Here is a 16,860-nt window from a genome sequence, read left to right on the forward strand (position 1 = left end):
TCTGACCCTGAATCTCTTTATTTCTCTGGCTTTTGGCTTTATTCAGCAAACCCTAGTTGAAAAAACTACCAAGTGGGGTCACTATACAAATTAATTGTCATTTCTGTACGCCCTGGTAATATTGATGAAATACAAGCGCGGATGACATCTCCGTTTCCCAGTTCTACTGTGCAAGCGTGACAAGATCCCATGAGACAACCTGTGGGAATAAATACCCCAGCTCGTTCTGCTACTTCTAACAGGGGTTCTCCGACTTTGGCATCAACAGTAATATCATCTGGCAAAAAGCGCACGCTAATAGTCATGGAATAATGGTTTATTTAAGGTAAGAAGGGCGTTAGGTTTAAATGGGTTTCAATTTGTGTGGCGATGGAGTCTAAAATCTGTTCTCGCTGTTCTCGATAGTTAGAAACACCAGTGGGTAAGGATTTTAAACCTCTTTGCTGACGGAGGCGATTTAACCAAGCACGTCGCCAAGGGCCATTATCAAATAGTCCGTGGAGATATGTACCCCAAACAGATTGACAGCTATCTACTAATCCTAAGTTAGCATCATCAAATAATGGGTGAAAGGTTGGTTTATCTTCTGGTTGTTCTATGCGCGATCGCCCTTGGTGGATTTCAAAGCCATTCACTGGTAAACCCATTTGGGGATAGTTGGAACTAACTTGGCGCTGGCGAGCAATTTTCTGTCCTGTAATTACTGTTTTAATGGGTAAAAGATTTAACCCCTGAAATCTCCCAGATTGTCCTTCTACTCCTTCGGGATCGGCGATGATTTGCCCTAACATTTGATAGCCACCACAAATCCCCAATACTGTACCACCAGAGGCTGCATAGTTTTTAATTGCTGCTGCCATACCAGTTTTTTGCATCAGTAACAAGTCGGTAATTGTGGTTTTAGAACCTGGGATAATTACTGCGTCAGGATGTCCTAATTCTTGCTTCACACTCAGGAATTTTAGTGCCACGGTTGGTTCAGATTCCAAGGGGTCAAAATCGGTAAAGTTGGCGATTCTGGGTAAGCGAATAACGGTAATATTCAGGTCAGTATTGGTTTTATATGATCTTCGTTCTAGCAAATCCAGGGAATCTTCTGCGGGAAATACTTCTTGGAAATAAGGGATGACACCTACAACAGGTATTTTGATCCGTTCTTCTAACCATTTTATTCCTGGTTCTAAGAGCGATCGCTGTCCCCGGAATTTGTTAATTACAATACCTTTAATTAATTGGCGTTCGTCTGGCTCTAGTAACTCTAGAGTACCGACTACGTGAGCAAAAGCACCACCACGGTCAATATCAACTACTAATATAGTTGGTGCATTCAAATATTTAGCGATCCGCATATTAGTTAAGTCGCGGTGTTTGAGGTTAATCTCCGCCGGACTCCCTGCGCCTTCACAGACGAGTAAATCAAATTCTGTAGATAAATGTTTAATAGATTCTTCTATTGCTTGCCAACCAATATCAAAGTATTGTTCGTAATAATCTGAGGCTTTAACTCTACCTACAGGTCTACCTTTGATAATGACTTGAGATGTCATATCGCCCTGGGGTTTGAGTAAAATCGGGTTCATTTCTACCGAAGGAACAATACCAGCAGCCCAGGCTTGAACGGCTTGAGCATAACCAATTTCTCCCCCATTAGCTGTGACATAAGCATTCAAAGCCATATTTTGACCTTTAAAGGGAGCTACTCGCCAACCACGCCGCGATAAAATGCGACAAATAGCTGTAGTTATCAGTGATTTCCCTGCGTGGGATGTTGTTCCCACTACCATAATTGCTTTCATAATTCGTAATTTGTAATTTGTAGTTCGTAATTCGTAATTAATAAGGTAGTCTAAACCAGTAGATTAGAGCATTGTATAGGCGATCGCTCCAGGAAGGACTAGACCAATTTTCACCTTGGAATTGTTCCACTAGCTGATGACCTAAAGGAGTGAGGCGAAAACCATCGGTAATTCCTTGGCCATCCACTTCTCGCCGCAAAATACCGACTTGAATCAGCCAACCTAAAGCATTATCACAACCTAATTCTGACAAAGGGCGTTTGGTGTAACCATGCTTAACACCATTTTCCATTGCGATCGCACCTAATGGTACACTTTGCTGCCGCATGGCTGTAAACAAAACTAGATTGAAGGGAGAACAAATCAGGGATCTCTTTGCCCTTTCTATTGTGGTACGGGTATAAAAAAACGTGTTTGGATTTTGAGAATTAACTGTAGGCATTTTTAGTCATTTGTCATTGGTCATTAGTCATTGGAAGTTAAAATTTCCCCCCTGCTCCCCACTCCCTACTCCCTACTTCTCAGTCCTAAGTAATACTTTCTCTACTAAGTCATTTAAATAATGTAAATTATTGTAAAATTTCAAAGTTATCAATTTAAAACAGGAAAGGTTCATTATGCCTCTAGCAGTTGGTACAGATGCACCTGCATTTACCGTCAAAGATACTACCGGGAACACAGTATCTTTATCTGATTTCGCGGGAAAGACAGTTGTTTTGTATTTTTATCCTAAAGATGATACTCCAGGCTGCACCAAACAAGCTTGTAGCTTTCGGGATGCCCAATCTCAATATTCAGGTAAAGATGTAGTAGTGCTGGGAGTCAGTGCTGATGACGAAGGCGCTCATCAGGCTTTCACTCAAAAATATAATCTCAACTTTCCTCTGTTGGCTGACACCAACCACAGTTTAATCAAAGCGTATGATGTGGATGGCGGTGGTTATGCCAAGCGTGTGACTTACGTAATTGACCCTAGCGGCAAAATTATTCATGTTGACGCTAATGTAAATACCACTAGTCATGCCAGCGATATTTTAGCTGCACTTGGTCTGTAATTTTTAGATTTTGAATTGACCTCAACCCCGAAACTTATAAGAGTCGGAGTTGAGGTTTTCAAATGAAATTTATCGTTGCTCAGTTTCTTTAGGTGAATCTGTGTTTGAGTTTTGCTGTTCTTCAAATGCTTTTTGTTGCCTAGCTCTAAAATCTGATGCGGCTGAGTCTAGTTGTTCTTTTTGCTGATTAGCATTCCAGTTGAGAGTCCCCATATTTGCCCGATGAATCATTTCAAACATATTTAACTCACCAGAGTTAGGGAGAGCCAGGGGATCACTATTCTGATTTGTACCACGATCTACAGAGTTGTTGAATTGAGCCAAACTGGGTTGAGCCATAAACACCGAAGCAAAGCCAATTCCAGCCACGGTTAGTAGTGAAAATTTGGTAAATGATAAAAATGGTTTTTTCATAGAGTTTTTTCCCTGAAATTGCTTTAACGAATCTAGTTTTGATTTTACGCCAGAGTCCGCCGCAGTCTGGGTTGAATGCTCAATAAAGCAATGACGGCAAAGCCAAACAACACCAGCAGCGCTCCACCAAAGGTAACATGACCCCAAGGCGCTGTCATCACTACACTATCTAGTCCCCAATCGCTGTGCAGATAAAGATAGCGAATTGGTTCAATGGCAAAGCTAAGAGGGTTGAGGGTAGCGACAATTTGCAACCACTGAGGCATAAAGGATAAAGGAGCTAAGGCGGTACTTGCAAACAATAGAGGCAGGTTAGTTACAAAAATTACCGCAATTAATTCAATGTGACCGGGTAAAGTAAAAGCCAAACCAAGAGAAATGGCGGTTACACCTAATGCCAGTAAAAAGACAATTAAGGCGATCGCACCCAACCCAGCTATATCCGGTAAACCTGCCCCTAAAAAGGCTGCTGCTGCCACAATCACGGCTGCTTGTAACAAACTTTGGCTAATAATAAAGATGGCGGAAGCGAAGACAATGGAAAACCGCGATGCTAGAGGTGCTACCAGCAAACGATTTAAAAAGCCAAACTCCCGGTCAAACATCACGGGTAAACCAGCATTTAAAGCCCCGGCGAAAGCTGTAAAAACAATTACGCCAGCAGCAAGGAATTGACCGTAGTTTCCAGTAGTTCCAAACAAACCTTTGGGAGCATTTTGGAATAAAGCCCCAAATAGCACCAACCACATTACAGGCTGAATAATTCCCGCAACTAAGGTAGAAGGACGGCGTTGTAATTGAATAAACAAGCGACGAGTTAAAGCCAGCGTCTCTTGTACTAAGTCAGCGAAAAAACTGGGTGCAGCATTTACATCTAGTTCTGGTGATGCTAATTGCTGCCAATTCATTTCAGATTTAGGACTAACATTCATAGGAATTTAGGGAGTAGGGAGTGGGGAGTGGGGAGAAGACGGTAACTTCCCAATGACTAATGACTATCTCATGTTTTGCTTTTTCTCTGCTTTGGGATCGCGGGTGCTAACTGCTGCGAGTTCTGCATCTAGCAAGGTGCGTCCGGTGGCGGCGAGGTAAACGTCATCGAGGCTGGGGCGAGATTGGGCAATGCCAAAGGTGGGCAAGCCGACGGTGTTTAAGGATTGCTGGATGTTAATTAGGGCATCACTTTGGGGTGTCACCACTAAGTTGAGGGAATTACCTTGGGCGTTATTGATAATTACTTCTTGCACAAAGGGTAAATCTTGCAAGAGGTGTTTGGCTTTTTCGGCTTCTTCAATGGGGGAAAATTCGCGGATTCGTAAAGTGATGCGATCGCCTCCAACTTGATCCTTTAATTGAGAAGGTGTACCAGCCGCAATTACCACCCCACGGTCGATAATTGCCACGCGATCAGCTAAGGCATCAATTTCTTCTAAATAATGGCTGGTAATGAGTACCGTTGTGCCAGAGGCGCGTAGCTGGCGCAGAAACTCCCATACCACAAAACGGCTATCTATGTCAAGCCCCACGGTAGGCTCATCCAACACCAAAACATCTGGGGCGTGAAGTAAACCAGCCGCCAAGTCTAAACGCTTGCGTAAACCGCCTGAGTAAGTCCCGGATTTTTTATCAGCGTATTCCTGTAAACCAAGCAAATCTAGTATCATATCAATACGCTGTTTAGCTACAGCACGGGGAATATGATAAAGGGCTGCTTGCAGTTGTAGTAGTTCTTTCCCAGTCAGCACCTTATCTAATGCGACTTCTTGAGCGACATAGCCCAGTTTTTGTCGGGCGATTCTGGGGTTATCGATAACGGAGATACCAGATACCTCAATGTTGCCAGCATCCGGTGTAGTGAGAGTACATAAAGCACGCAGAGTCGTAGTTTTCCCAGCCCCATTGGGACCGAGTAAACCAAAGATTTCTCCCTGTTCTACCCGAAAGGAGACATCTTTGACAGCGACTACTTTACCGTAGCTCTTTTGTAGCTTTTCAATTAAAACGGCAGGAGCCATGACAGCTTAAACTCTAACTATACAAATCTCAACAATTCTATTTCTATTGTAGTTGAGTAGTGTGGAACTCAGGCGATCGCTTGGCTACCTTCCTTGATTTTATTCCCTTCATCCCTTGCGGCGAGAGGTTAGGGGTGGAGTTTTCCGCAAAGCTTATTCACTCGCCATACTGCTCACCAGTCACCTTACCTCTAAAGACAATGTACTGATAAAGGTTGTAAAACAACATCACCGGAATCAGAAAGCCGATAAAAATAATCATGATTACCAGCGAACTCGGATCAGCCGCAGCCTGATAAATGGTGATTTGATTAGGAATAATATACGGGAAAACAATTAATCCTAACCCTAGAAAAGTCAGCACAAATAAAAGAATTGTCCAGACAAAAGGCGCTCTTTCTTCTCCCCGGTTAAGACTTCTGAGAAGTTGCCAAATTAGCAACACTCCTAATATAGGAATAATAGCAAAGATATAAACCAGGGGTTGTTGAAATAAGCGGGTTCTAGCAGTTTCATAAATGATTGGGGTGGTAACAGTGATGAAAACCGCACCGATTAAAGTTGTCCAAGCCGCAATTTTGGCAGTTTTAAAATGAGTAGCTTGTAATTCTCCCGTAGTTTTCCAGATAAGATAAGTTGAACCAATTAATACATATCCTTGAATCAAAGTTAAAGCCACCAAAACAGAGGGAATACTTAACCAGTCCCAGGTTGTACCAATAAAGTGTCCGCTTTCATCAACATTAATTCCTTTCAGCACTGCACCCAAAGCAAAACCTTGACCGAGTGCGGCGGTAAAACTTCCCGCCCCAAAAGCGAAATTCCAGAAAATTTTGCGGTTCGATAACTCCCTAAATTCAAAGGCTACACCCCGAAAAATAAACCCAAACACCATTGTGAGTAGGGGAATATATAACGCAGTGAAAATCGTGCCATAAGCTAAAGGAAATGCACCAAAAAGCCCGCCTCCTAAGAGAACAAGCCATGTTTCATTTGCATCCCAAATGTTACTCAAACTGGTCATTAAAATTCCCCGGCGTTCCTCATCAGTAGAAGTGAGAGATAATATCCCCACTCCTAAATCAAATCCGTCTAGCATCACGTAGAGCAAGAGGAACAAAGCCAAAATTACAAACCATACTTGAGGGAGAAAATATTGGAGCGTCTCCATATAAATACCTGTTGCGATGTTTTACCAAAATACAGATTGAAGAGATTTAAAACCACAGATGAACTCACAAAAAAATATTCCGGCTCCCTCTCCTTACCAAGGAGAGGGTTGGGGTGAGGTTGAGAATTTTCCTATTGTTGTGCTTCTACAGGACGCTCATCGGGTATAAACTCTCCAGGAGAAGTTTCTATTGCTGGTTTAGTAATTTCTACTCCAGGGATTGGTAAATCAAGATTTGGCCCTTGACGAATAATGCGACTACCGAAATATATAGCTGCAATAAATAACAAACTGTAGACTATGACAAAGCTACTGAGTGAAAATAAAACATTGCTAGCAGGTACATTAGAAGCAGAATCAACTGTACGAATTTGTCCGTAAAGTGTCCAGGGTTGTCTACCTACACAGCGTACAATCCAGCCTGATTCGATGGCTATATATCCTAGTGGTGCGGCTAGTATCCAAGCTCGCATCAGCCACCGTTGCTGAGTAATATTTTCGGCTGAGAGCTTACCACGCAACCATTGTAAAGTGCTTAATAGCATTAAGCCAGCTAAGAAAAAGCCAATGGCGATCATGGTGCGGAAGGCGTAATAAATTAAACCCACCATGTGAGGACGATCTTCTGGTTTCCACTCTTTTAAACCGCGTAACGGTTCCGAAAGGTTTTGCTTAAATTCCAGAATGTAACCCAACGCATTGGGAATGGTGATTTCCCAGTTATTTTTTTGAGCTTTTTCGTTGGGTATAGCTAGTAAACTCCAATCAGCAGGTTGTCCAGCTGGGGAAGATTCCCATTGAGCTTCCATTGCTGCGAGTTTGGTGGGTTGATAGTGATAAACTTGTTCGCCGCTTAAGTGTCCAATATATATCTGTAATGGTGCGACTGCGATCGCAGCTGCTAAAGCAATCTTTAAAGACCGAGTAAAAAAAGCTGGATGGCGTTGCTTCAAAATATACCAAGCACTAATTCCACCAATCATAAATAAAGAAGTTTCCAGTGTGGCAAAAAACATATGCAGCACACTATTAACCATGAAGGGATTTAAAATTGCCTGAAAGTAATCACTGACAATAAATTTACCATCAACCATTGCTCCACCTGCGGGGGTTTGCATCCAGGAATTGGCTGTCAAAATCCAGAGAGTTGATAAATTCGCGCCAAAAGCTACCAAGATTGTAGAGAGATAATGAATAGCGGGATTAACACGTTCCCAGCCGAATAACATAATACCTAAAAATGCTGCTTCCAGCATAAATGCCCAAGAAGCTTCAAAACCGATAACGCTACCAAAAAAGTTACCTACAGCTTCCGAGAAAGGCCCCCAATTCGTACCAAATTGAAATTCCATTGGGATACCTGTTGCTACACCAATCCCAAAATTGAGGACGTAAAACTTTGCCCAAAAACGCGCATGAAGGTAGTAATCAGGATTACGAGTTTTTAGCCATACGCCTTCAACTATGACCAGATAAATCCCCATCCCGGTGGTGAGGACAGGCCATATCATGTGAAATAGTGCAGTGAATGCAAACTGCATCCGTGATAGCACCACTGAATCGGACAAAAATTCCACGAATTTCCTCCCTTAGTTAGCCACACTATTTAGGATAAAGGATAATGTCGATACGCAAAATCTTTATAATTGATTTTTTGGAAATGTTGCCAAAATGGAAGAAGCAGTTTATTTTTGTCTTGAGCCTTGGAAAAATTACCGAAATTTTTACGTATATTTACAGGAAGAGGAAAATCACAACCATTATACGATAATAAGACTTTTAAAACATCCTCTAAGGACTAAAATATAACTATAGAGTTAGGAGATTTTCAAATTATGCAAGTAACAATTGATTTACCAGATAAATTGACAGAAAAAATCCAAAGAAAATGGGGTAATTTACCAGAAAAAATCCTAAATAATATTGTGTTAGAGGCTTTTAGAGAACAGTTAATTGATTTTGATGAACTAAAGGAGTTACTAAATTTTGCTTCTGATGCTGAACTCAGGGAGTTTTTGAAACAAAAAAATATACTTCATTCTGGGGGTTTAATAAATTTATATGGTGCTTGTGCTGATATTGATTTTGCAATGGATGATTTTTGATATTAGTAACTCATAATGTTAGAGAATTTAGCCGAGTTGAGGGGTTAAGAATAGAAGATTGGGAAGGGGAATAATTTGTCAATATCAGGGTTATCAAAAGTATAAAGATTCTGGTGTTGAGTGGTTGGGTGATATCTCTTGTAGAGGTAGTTCTATTTGTTTTGGTATTTGCGAACAGACAGATTTCATTTTTGTTAGTCGATGCTACTAACTAGCTATCAAGATAAAAATATTTTTATTACAACTAATTATACCTTAAAATTAATTATCTAAATTATGGTTAATTAACTAGAAAATATTTAGCCTGCTTATGCAGGCTTTATTTATGTGTTTTCAGATTTCAGTCTGAAGGAATCACGAAATTATTAATTTACTAAATCTGGGAAAACCTCTTGCACAGCCGGATGTACTAAGCGATGATTCTGGACATTCAAGCCTTTAGCTAATGCTGGGTTAATATCTAATGCTTTGATGCCTAGATTTGCTAACTGCACAACATAAGGTAATGTACTGTTATTTAGTGCTTGTGTTGCTGTCCAAGGTACTGCACCTGGCATATTAGGAACACCATAATGGACGACACCTTCTTCAACATATACAGGATTTGTGTGTGATGTGACGTGTAGTGTTTCTACACAACCGCCTTGATCAACTGCAACATCTACAATAACTGAGCCGGGGTGCATTTGTTTGACCAATTCACGGGATACTAATATAGGCGCTCTCCGTCCTGGAATTAAAACTGCACCAATGACTAAATCAGCTTGTTTAATAGCCGTTTCGATGTGAGCAGAGTTACTGTAAAGCAATTCGACTCTCGAACCAAATAGGGTTTCTAAGTAAGATAAGCGCTCAACGCTCACATCTAAGATTTGCACCGCCGCACCCATACCTATGGCAATTTTAGCGGCTTCTGTACCGACAACGCCGCCACCTAAAATTACGACTTTTCCGGCTTTGACTCCGGGGACACCGCCTAAGAGAACTCCTCTTCCACCTTGCTGGCGTTCTAGAAATCTGGCTCCAAATTGTACTGCTAGTCTACCTGCAATGATGCTCATGGGACTGAGCAGTGGTAGTTTGTTAGCACCGGGTTGTTCTACGGTTTCGTAGGCGATCGCACAAGTGCCACAATCAATTAAATGCTCGGTTAATTTCCGATCAGCTGCTAAATGTAGATAAGTAAATAATATTTGTCCTTTTTGTAAAAAGTTATACTCTTGTGTTAAAGGTTCTTTGACTTTAACAACTAACTCTCTATTCCAGGCTGCTTCTGGTGTGGAAACAATTTCAGCCCCAGCTTCTTGATAGTCCCCGTCTGTAAATCCCGCACCACTACCAGCTTGAGACTGAACAAAGATACTATGACCATTTTCTCGCAGTACCCGCACACTAGAAGGACTCAACCCGACTCGAAACTCCTGATCTTTAAACTCTTTAGGAACGCCGATTTCCATGTTCCGCCTCTAATGATTTTTTGTTCCACTTTAGCCTGCCAGTATCAGTCTTGCACTTCCGTATTCGGGATAACTAACTAGTAACTGACCTTTCTCAATTCCTCACCTTGACTAATGCCACAGTGTTTATACAATATATAAAGAATAATTACAAATTGTTAAAAGACTGTTTGTAGGGCTTTCTGTTGATCAGCGATATGTGTGTTACAGCACTACTATCGCGCCCATTTGTTGAATGTTTTAACTCCCGTTTGCCGAAAAGAGGTTTCTAGAAAATGACACAATCACAACCAACAGTTACTCCCAAGTTAGAAGATCCTAAATTTGGCTTCAATGAATATGCTGAACGCTTAAACGGAAGAGCCGCTATGGTGGGCTTTTTATTGGTGGTGGCTATTGAATACTTTACTAATCAAGGCGTGCTATCATGGCTCGGCTTGAAATAGCACTACTGACTAGCATTGAGCTAAAAGTTGTAAGCTAGTAATTAGAAGTGTTGGAACCAGCTGCAAAAACTAGCTGGTTCTGAGCTAATTAATACCTAATTACGAAACTTATTGACATAAATTACCGTCTTTGAGGCTGAAGCGGGCAAAAATTCTCGTATTAAGGATTATTTAAATTTAATTTTTCACTAACCACACCAGGATAGTCGTAAAAAGTTTAAATGTTTATATTGTGAAGAGTTGATGCGTTTCGCAGTGAGGATAATTCCATCGGTGGGAATTTTAATGAGATGATTTTTCAAACATCCTGCTGGGCTAAACACGGGCAGGTAATTTAGGGATAATTACTTCTATACTGCCGATGAACTAAAAAATAAAGTTTAGTTTTGTCTAGTTTTTGGATAGCAGGTATTCTTGATAAAGTAACACATAAGGTAATCTGGATAAACCAACTTGTGATGAATGCTGTATTACCCCGTTTTTTAAAGTCAGCCTACAGAAGAGATCCAATAGTCAGTGTGTTGATGACTGTAGGTGCAGTAGATGCCCTGATTGGAGGAATGAATGATAGTTGGTCACTGTTTGCTGTTGGTCTGGGGACAGCCGGAATTAGCCTAGCTTTTAAGTTATGGCGTATGCAGCAACGAAGACCTATATTAGATGAGCCTGTAGCACAAACTTACTTGCTTTCACAGTCATCTAATTCTACTCTCCCAATTCTGACTGTTCCCAAGAAAAAATCATCCCGCTAAGGATATGAATAGTTAATTTTGATTGGCGTAAATATTTTGAAAGTGAGGAAAAAGTGTGAGGAGCGAGGGAAAAAGTGGTGCTGGTTTTGTGCAGCACCGATACATTATTATGGCATTGATGGCGGCGATCGCTCTGCCAGTAACTGCCTGGAAAGGGTTTGAGGTGGGTACTGCTAATGCTGTGGTGGAATTTACACCAAATACTCAACTTAAAGCAGCGATTATTAATCCTCAACTGCTTTACAGTTTCTCTGGACATAGCGGAAAGGTGAAGTCTCTCGCTTTTAGTCCCAATAGCCAAATTCTGGCCAGTGGTGGCGGTAACAATGACGGTATTATCGAATTGTGGAACAGCGAAACTGGTGAGAGAGTGGCGCGGATTAATAAGGCGCACAAATCTGGGGTGAAGTCTTTGGTGATTTCTCCAGATGGTCAAACTTTAATTAGCTGTAGCAGCGACAATACGATTAATCTTTGGAATCTGCGAAATAACCGCTTTAGCCGCTCTTTTGTGGGACACAGCACTCATGTCACGTCTTTAGCTGTATCTCCTGATAGTCGAGTTTTGGTGAGTGGTGCTTTAGACGGGATTCGGATGTGGGATTTGTTACAGCAGCGTCCACTGGCGACTTTAGCAAGCTTTGATAATTCTATATATACACTAGCAATCAGCCCAGATGGTCAGACTTTAGTGAGTGGTGATAGCAAGGGTCTGATTAAGGTGTGGAACTTGAGTACGGGTGAATTAATCCGTGAATTTATGGGACATTCCCAAATAGTTACTACTTTAGCTTTTACCCCAGATGGTGCTAATTTTGTCACGGCTAGCCGCGATCGCACGATTAAAGTTTGGAATCTCAATTCTAGCCAGCCAGTGCGGACTCTCACAGGTCATAATAACTGGGTGAATGCGATCGCTATCAACCCCGATGGACAAACTTTAGCCAGTGCTGGCAGAGATGGTATAAAGTTGTGGAATATAAATACTGGAGAATTAGTAAATACACTGATAGGACACTCAGACTGGGTGAGTGCGATCGCCTACAGTCCTGATGGTCAAACCCTCGCCAGTGGTAGTTTTGATGGCAGAGTTAATATTTGGGGAACTCCACCAAGCAGCAATTAGCTATTTTGTAGGGTGGGTATAGCCCAAGGGGTATGGCTGCGCTAAAGTGACAGCCTAACCCACCAAGACTATTGATAGTTAATTAGAAATCGGGTCAATAAGCAGCCCAATTTTGCTACAATTAATGATGACCTTCATTGTCTTAACTGCTTTAAAAATATGAAGCTAAGAGTCATTCTAGAGCCTAGCGATGAAGGCGGTTACACCGTTTATGTTCCTTCCTTACCTGGTTGTATCAGTGAGGGAGAAGATATTGACGAAGCATTAGCAAATATTAAAGAAGCAATAGAGCTATATCTTGAACCTGTAGAACATGAGTTTTCCTTGACGGAAGGTCTCATTGTTCGAGAATTAGTTCTATGAGTAAAGTTCCCAGCCTTCCCTACACAAAAATCATAGCTGCTTTAGAACGAGATGGATGGATTGTAGTTCGTCAACGCGGTAGCCATATTCGACTAGAAAAACAACTATCTGATGAAGTTCTTAAATTGACAATTCCGGCTCATAAACCTGTTAAACGCGCTACTCTTGCCCATATTTTGAAACAAGCGCGCACAGATGTTGAGCGATTTCTTGATCTTCTATAGTGCGTAGTTAAAATCGCTCAAATAGCCACTCATCGCCAACAATCGCCTCTAACCGTTGTGGCACAAGTCAGCATGGCTCTTTTGTCTTTGACATTGTTGATGGATTCTTTGCTTTTGTGTCTTACGCAAAATCTACAATTCCGAATGGTCAAATAACCATTTATCGTCAATTAATTCCTCTAAGCTTTGCATAAGTCGTGGGATAAAATATTCAGGATTGCTGAGTCCTTGTTGAGTAAACCAAGCTGCCATATCTGTTGGTGTTTCTATTCCTTTACTAAGCGCCAACATATATATCACCCTGTCAGCCACATTCTGAAATACTGATAAATCAGGATGATCTTTTTCTTGACGTTTGCACAAAAATACAATGTTTATTGCTAGCAATGCTTGTAGTTCATTCCCTGAAGGTAGAGATTGATAAAAGTAATCGATTAAATCAATGCTATCTACTAATGGGTGGTTAATTTTAAATGTGAGCCAGAGTGCTTGACTTAGGTAAGCCAAACAATTATTGTCAATAGTCGCGCCCAAATTCCACAGAACCTTAATTAAATCCCTATAAGCACGAATATTTACCAATAACCGCAGAGCTTGTAAATTTAGTTCTATCCCCTTTACTTTGTCTCCGGCTTTACTAGCAATAACAGCCATATTTGCTAAGGTTGTAGCTTTGCCTTGAATATTACCAATGAACTCATCAAGTTCTAGGGATTGTTCCCATAATTGGAGAGCGCTTTCAGTATCCCCTTTTTGGGACAAAATGTATGCCATGTTGTTGAGTGTAGCAGTTTGTCCTTGGACATCGTGAATGAGTCTTGAAATTTCTAAGTCTTGCTGCCACATTTGTAGCGCTTGTTCAATATCACCCTTTTGAGCAAATACACCTGCCATGTTGGATAATGTTGCTGCTTTGCCTTGGATATCTCCAATACTCTCCTTTATTTCTAAAGATTCTTGCCACATTTGTAGCGCTGGTTCGATATGACCCTGTGAAGCAAAAATACCTGCGATGTAGTGAAGAGAGGCAGCTTTGCCGCTAAGATTGCCCAGATGCTCACAAATATCTAAGGATTGTTGCAATAATAGTAGCGCTTGCTGCATTTCACCTCGTTCAACAATTAATTCTGCAATGCTTATGAGGAGCCAAGCTTTTTCTGTTTGTTCACTATCAGGACAAGCGGTTAAGGCTGATTGATAGTGGTCAATAGCATCTTCTACTAAACCTAAAACTTTTTCAGCACGAGCGATTCTTACTAATAATCGGTAATCTTGAAAAAAATTAAGTATTTGATGACATAACGCCAGAGTTTCCAAAAAACGAGAAACATTAAGCCAATAGTTACAAATACCAGAGCAGACGGAAACCGTGATTTCCTGTTCTTTTACCAACACTCCTAAACGAATTATTTCAAGTGCTTGTACTTCTGTGCAATGCTTATCCGTTTCCTCCCACCAAGTTTGATAAATTCTACGTGTAGCAGCTTGGCGCGTAGTTTGCCATTCCTCCTCAGTTAATATCGGTTGCAACAACGGTTCTAAAATCGTCGTTACCCGATATTCAGCAATTTGCTGGGCGAAAGTTGTCGCTGACTCCACTAAACTGAGACTAATTAATTTAGGTAGGAAACCTAACCCCCTAACCCCTACCAGAGAAGTGGAAGTTTGAGTTTTAAGCCCCTCTCCTCGTAGGAGAGGGGTTGGGGAGAGGTTCTTAATTATTTCCTCCGTCACCGGGAGACGAAACACACTCAACCTAGCCAGAAACTTTTTTTCCTCATCCTCCAAAGCATTTAACAAAACTTCCGCCAAAATATCTTCCCGAAACTTGAGTTGCACACCCTCCAACTTTTTCAGTAACTCCTCTGTAGCCAAATCTGGTAACTGCACAATTTCCACCAGCCACTTCAACAAGCGCGGATTTCCATCAGCAACTCTCAGGAGGCGCTGCTTTTTCACTTGCAACCTCACATCCTGATCCAATTGCCAATATATTTTATTAATATCCGCCTCACCCATCCCCTGCAAACTTTCCAAATGTAAGCGATGGGGTGGAAGAGTATCTTCCTTGAGATATCGACAGGTAACAATTAACCGACTTTCTGCTTGATTCTCAGCCAAAGCTGCACACAAAGCTGCTAAAACCTCGTAAGCTTCCGCAGTCATCCGCAGACTACCATCTGCTATATTCCCTTGGGGGATATTCTGCTCAAAGTCATCCAAAACCAACAATAAAGGCTGATCATGTGTCTCTTCTATAGCCTCAAAAAAGTTTTGCAATCGCCCTTTAAAAGAAATTCCCGGCTGATTTAACAAAGCCGGCACACCTGCAAACCGTTCATACTTACTCGCTAGTTTGTTAATTAAACCCACCTCACTCACAGGCCCAATCAACACCACGCGCTGAAAATTGGGGCGTTGCGACTGCACCCGTGTACATAACCGCGCCGCTAGAGAACTTTTACCCAAACCCCCCATTCCCGCCAGAAACACGCCGATATTGTCGCTAGTTACCCGCAAAGCCAACATCCCACGCTGCAAAGCTTTTCTGCGTCCGACAAATTCCCCCCGACTGGCAACTTTGACAATATTGTTTTCATCGAGAAATTCGCTTTCAGGTGGTGTAAATTTCAGCTTTTCGCGCTTTCTGGTAAGTAGTGGTGTAACTAACTCCTGAATCTGGCGAGTATCCCGATAAATCCGCAATAAATGCCAGTCGGAACATTCCTGCGTAATCATTTCCTGCTGTGCCGTTTTTACCGCATCTTCCACCGTCGCCCCAGTTGCCAAAGCTTGATACAGCGCTTGTGCAGCAATAATACCTGTCCTGTCAAACACCGGACGCGCCCAGCCCAAAACCACACCTACACCCGCTTTCACCAAAGCCTGCGCCATTGAGGGAACAGTACCATTATTAGCAAGTTGCCCAGTGTGACAGCCTGAGAGAAACACCACACGGGGAAAGCGTCCCCGAAAGGCTTTAGCTAAATCATCAACGGTAGTAAATTGTACACCTCCCACCTCATCCTCGGTAATGAAGCAGGGAGTATAATCCTGAATTTTTACACCTGGAGGCAGATAGCTCCCAAACTGCCTAACTGTATAAATAACACCATGCCCAGTCAAATGGAATACATCAAAATAATCTGCGGAATATGACTGAACTAAATTCGCCAACTCAGCCACCGAGCCGCTTTCCTCCACAATCAACGCCAAAGGTTGCTCTTGTGTAGCTTTGAGAATATTCGCCTCTTCCTGCTCAAATTGTAGAGGTGCGATTCCTGGGTGTTCTGGCGAAGTCGCCATAAACAACAGCCGCAACGGGCGATTTTGCTGGGGAATAACTGGGTTATTTTGTTGCTTGACTGCCCTGACTGGTAAAAGTTTATGTAAAAATACTGTGCCGTTGTGTAATAATTCCCAAGGCAAATGAGCTAAACCCAACGCTACGTTTTGAGTTTGGGGGTTTAAACCTTGAGCTTCACTGGTTTGAATTAAATCTAAATATATTGTGCTGTGATTTTCTGCATTTAAAGCTTGGCGTAACCATCCTTCCTTCCCATCCAACCACGAATACAACTGACAGCCGATATCTCGTAACTGTGCAGTGTCATCTTTTTGTTGAGAATAGTATTTTTCTTCACACAGATTAATCAGACTATCTAACTGATTAGTATCGAGACGGCGCGTACCGTAATCACAGCGCAGCTCAAAGGTTTGGTTTTGGCTGAGAGCAAAAGTGAAGGTAAGAGGCATAGCTAGAAGCCGCAGTTATTTAAGTAGTAACTATAGTTACCTTCACTATGATATTCTTTAATTTCGGAAAATTTGGGTAAAATACGGAAAAATCTTGGTATATAAACGAAATACAAATTTGGAGTTATTAATGCAACAGATATTTCAAGATTTTGGTGGGTACAGCTATTGCTTTAGCGC

Annotated in this window: 17 protein-coding genes; 7 read left to right on the plus strand and 10 right to left on the minus strand. The window is 41.7% G+C overall.

Annotated features, from left to right (window positions below; genetic code table 11):
* Positions 1 to 65: 65 nt before the first annotated feature.
* From ACM0OP_RS07665 to ACM0OP_RS07675, 3 genes are read right to left on the minus strand one after another with little or no spacing between them, the layout of a single operon-like run.
* Positions 66 to 305, minus strand: a complete 240-nt coding sequence (locus ACM0OP_RS07665; RefSeq protein ID WP_414527804.1) for a 2Fe-2S iron-sulfur cluster-binding protein — start codon at positions 303 to 305, stop codon at positions 66 to 68.
* Between the two features lie 15 nt (positions 306 to 320).
* Positions 321 to 1,796, minus strand: coding sequence for a cobyric acid synthase CobQ (cobQ, locus tag ACM0OP_RS07670; protein ID WP_414527805.1), 1,476 nt, complete (start codon positions 1,794 to 1,796; stop codon positions 321 to 323).
* A 37-nt stretch (positions 1,797 to 1,833) separates the two neighbouring features.
* Complete coding sequence (locus ACM0OP_RS07675) at positions 1,834 to 2,238, minus strand: Npun_F0494 family protein (protein ID WP_414527806.1); 405 nt, start codon at positions 2,236 to 2,238, stop codon at positions 1,834 to 1,836.
* A gap of 175 nt (positions 2,239 to 2,413) precedes the next feature.
* Between ACM0OP_RS07675 and ACM0OP_RS07680 the strand changes: the two genes are divergently transcribed.
* On the plus strand, positions 2,414 to 2,851 hold the full coding sequence (locus tag ACM0OP_RS07680) for a peroxiredoxin (RefSeq protein WP_414527807.1): 438 nt from the start codon (positions 2,414 to 2,416) through the stop codon (positions 2,849 to 2,851).
* A gap of 69 nt (positions 2,852 to 2,920) precedes the next feature.
* Here ACM0OP_RS07680 and ACM0OP_RS07685 read toward each other — a convergent pair whose 3' ends face one another.
* The 5 genes from ACM0OP_RS07685 to ACM0OP_RS07705 all read right to left on the minus strand — a co-directional run bounded on the left by ACM0OP_RS07685 (position 2,921) and on the right by ACM0OP_RS07705 (position 8,028).
* The gene (locus tag ACM0OP_RS07685; RefSeq protein WP_414527808.1) at positions 2,921 to 3,265 is read right to left on the minus strand and encodes a hypothetical protein; all 345 of its coding nucleotides are present in this window, start codon (positions 3,263 to 3,265) and stop codon (positions 2,921 to 2,923) included.
* Positions 3,266 to 3,309: 44 nt separating this feature from the next.
* Entirely contained in the window at positions 3,310 to 4,197 is an 888-nt protein-coding gene (locus ACM0OP_RS07690; protein ID WP_414527809.1) for an ABC transporter permease, read from the minus strand.
* A gap of 63 nt (positions 4,198 to 4,260) precedes the next feature.
* On the minus strand, positions 4,261 to 5,280 hold the full coding sequence (locus ACM0OP_RS07695; protein ID WP_414527810.1) for an ABC transporter ATP-binding protein: 1,020 nt from the start codon (positions 5,278 to 5,280) through the stop codon (positions 4,261 to 4,263).
* A 157-nt stretch (positions 5,281 to 5,437) separates the two neighbouring features.
* Positions 5,438 to 6,451: a cytochrome d ubiquinol oxidase subunit II gene (gene cydB, locus ACM0OP_RS07700; RefSeq protein WP_414527811.1), complete on the minus strand. Its 1,014-nt coding sequence runs from the start codon at positions 6,449 to 6,451 to the stop codon at positions 5,438 to 5,440.
* 131 nt (positions 6,452 to 6,582) lie between these two features.
* Positions 6,583 to 8,028, minus strand: a complete 1,446-nt coding sequence (locus tag ACM0OP_RS07705) for a cytochrome ubiquinol oxidase subunit I (protein WP_414527812.1) — start codon at positions 8,026 to 8,028, stop codon at positions 6,583 to 6,585.
* A gap of 258 nt (positions 8,029 to 8,286) precedes the next feature.
* On the opposite strand from ACM0OP_RS07705, the gene ACM0OP_RS07710 reads away from it, so the two are divergent.
* Entirely contained in the window at positions 8,287 to 8,556 is a 270-nt protein-coding gene (locus tag ACM0OP_RS07710) for a hypothetical protein (protein ID WP_414527813.1), read from the plus strand.
* A 365-nt stretch (positions 8,557 to 8,921) separates the two neighbouring features.
* Here the strand turns inward: ACM0OP_RS07710 and ald are convergent, their stop codons facing one another.
* The gene (gene ald / locus ACM0OP_RS07715; RefSeq protein ID WP_414527814.1) at positions 8,922 to 10,013 is read right to left on the minus strand and encodes an alanine dehydrogenase; all 1,092 of its coding nucleotides are present in this window, start codon (positions 10,011 to 10,013) and stop codon (positions 8,922 to 8,924) included.
* Between the two features lie 275 nt (positions 10,014 to 10,288).
* Here ald and ACM0OP_RS07720 point away from each other — a divergent pair, with 275 nt between their 5' ends.
* From ACM0OP_RS07720 to ACM0OP_RS07740, 5 genes are all read left to right on the plus strand, one after another.
* Positions 10,289 to 10,459 carry a hypothetical protein gene (locus ACM0OP_RS07720; protein WP_414527815.1) on the plus strand — a complete coding sequence of 57 codons (171 nt, stop codon included), beginning with the start codon at positions 10,289 to 10,291 and terminating at the stop codon, positions 10,457 to 10,459.
* Positions 10,460 to 10,917: 458 nt separating this feature from the next.
* Positions 10,918 to 11,211, plus strand: coding sequence for a hypothetical protein (locus tag ACM0OP_RS07725; RefSeq protein ID WP_414527851.1), 294 nt, complete (start codon positions 10,918 to 10,920; stop codon positions 11,209 to 11,211).
* 55 nt (positions 11,212 to 11,266) lie between these two features.
* Positions 11,267 to 12,337, plus strand: a complete 1,071-nt coding sequence (locus ACM0OP_RS07730; RefSeq protein ID WP_414527816.1) for a WD40 repeat domain-containing protein — start codon at positions 11,267 to 11,269, stop codon at positions 12,335 to 12,337.
* A 159-nt stretch (positions 12,338 to 12,496) separates the two neighbouring features.
* Positions 12,497 to 12,700, plus strand: a complete 204-nt coding sequence (locus ACM0OP_RS07735) for a type II toxin-antitoxin system HicB family antitoxin (protein WP_414527817.1) — start codon at positions 12,497 to 12,499, stop codon at positions 12,698 to 12,700.
* Positions 12,697 to 12,924 (plus strand): type II toxin-antitoxin system HicA family toxin, encoded by a 228-nt coding sequence (locus tag ACM0OP_RS07740; RefSeq protein WP_414527818.1) that lies wholly within the window; start codon positions 12,697 to 12,699, stop codon positions 12,922 to 12,924. The genes ACM0OP_RS07735 and ACM0OP_RS07740 overlap by 4 nt, the downstream gene beginning before the upstream one ends.
* Positions 12,925 to 13,056: 132 nt before the next feature.
* Here the strand turns inward: ACM0OP_RS07740 and ACM0OP_RS07745 are convergent, their stop codons facing one another.
* Positions 13,057 to 16,680, minus strand: coding sequence for a tetratricopeptide repeat protein (locus ACM0OP_RS07745; protein ID WP_414527819.1), 3,624 nt, complete (start codon positions 16,678 to 16,680; stop codon positions 13,057 to 13,059).
* Between the last annotated feature and the right edge of the window lie 180 nt (positions 16,681 to 16,860).

The sequence above is a fragment of the Nodularia chucula CCY0103 genome, from assembly GCF_963923915.1.
Lineage (GTDB): Bacteria > Cyanobacteriota > Cyanobacteriia > Cyanobacteriales > Nostocaceae > Nodularia > Nodularia chucula.

Coding starts and splice junctions, on each gene's coding strand:
- cydB (WP_414527811.1), bottom strand. CDS start 6,451: ATGGAGACGCTCCAATATTTTCTCCCTCAAGTATGGTTTGTAATTTTG.
- cobQ (WP_414527805.1), bottom strand. CDS start 1,796: ATGAAAGCAATTATGGTAGTGGGAACAACATCCCACGCAGGGAAATCA.
- ACM0OP_RS07685 (WP_414527808.1), bottom strand. CDS start 3,265: ATGAAAAAACCATTTTTATCATTTACCAAATTTTCACTACTAACCGTG.
- ACM0OP_RS07665 (WP_414527804.1), bottom strand. CDS start 305: ATGACTATTAGCGTGCGCTTTTTGCCAGATGATATTACTGTTGATGCC.
- ACM0OP_RS07725 (WP_414527851.1), top strand. CDS start 10,918: ATGAATGCTGTATTACCCCGTTTTTTAAAGTCAGCCTACAGAAGAGAT.
- ACM0OP_RS07735 (WP_414527817.1), top strand. CDS start 12,497: ATGAAGCTAAGAGTCATTCTAGAGCCTAGCGATGAAGGCGGTTACACC.
- ACM0OP_RS07720 (WP_414527815.1), top strand. CDS start 10,289: ATGACACAATCACAACCAACAGTTACTCCCAAGTTAGAAGATCCTAAA.
- ACM0OP_RS07740 (WP_414527818.1), top strand. CDS start 12,697: ATGAGTAAAGTTCCCAGCCTTCCCTACACAAAAATCATAGCTGCTTTA.
- ACM0OP_RS07745 (WP_414527819.1), bottom strand. CDS start 16,680: ATGCCTCTTACCTTCACTTTTGCTCTCAGCCAAAACCAAACCTTTGAG.
- ald (WP_414527814.1), bottom strand. CDS start 10,013: ATGGAAATCGGCGTTCCTAAAGAGTTTAAAGATCAGGAGTTTCGAGTC.
- ACM0OP_RS07710 (WP_414527813.1), top strand. CDS start 8,287: ATGCAAGTAACAATTGATTTACCAGATAAATTGACAGAAAAAATCCAA.
- ACM0OP_RS07690 (WP_414527809.1), bottom strand. CDS start 4,197: ATGAATGTTAGTCCTAAATCTGAAATGAATTGGCAGCAATTAGCATCA.
- ACM0OP_RS07675 (WP_414527806.1), bottom strand. CDS start 2,238: ATGCCTACAGTTAATTCTCAAAATCCAAACACGTTTTTTTATACCCGT.
- ACM0OP_RS07695 (WP_414527810.1), bottom strand. CDS start 5,280: ATGGCTCCTGCCGTTTTAATTGAAAAGCTACAAAAGAGCTACGGTAAA.
- ACM0OP_RS07680 (WP_414527807.1), top strand. CDS start 2,414: ATGCCTCTAGCAGTTGGTACAGATGCACCTGCATTTACCGTCAAAGAT.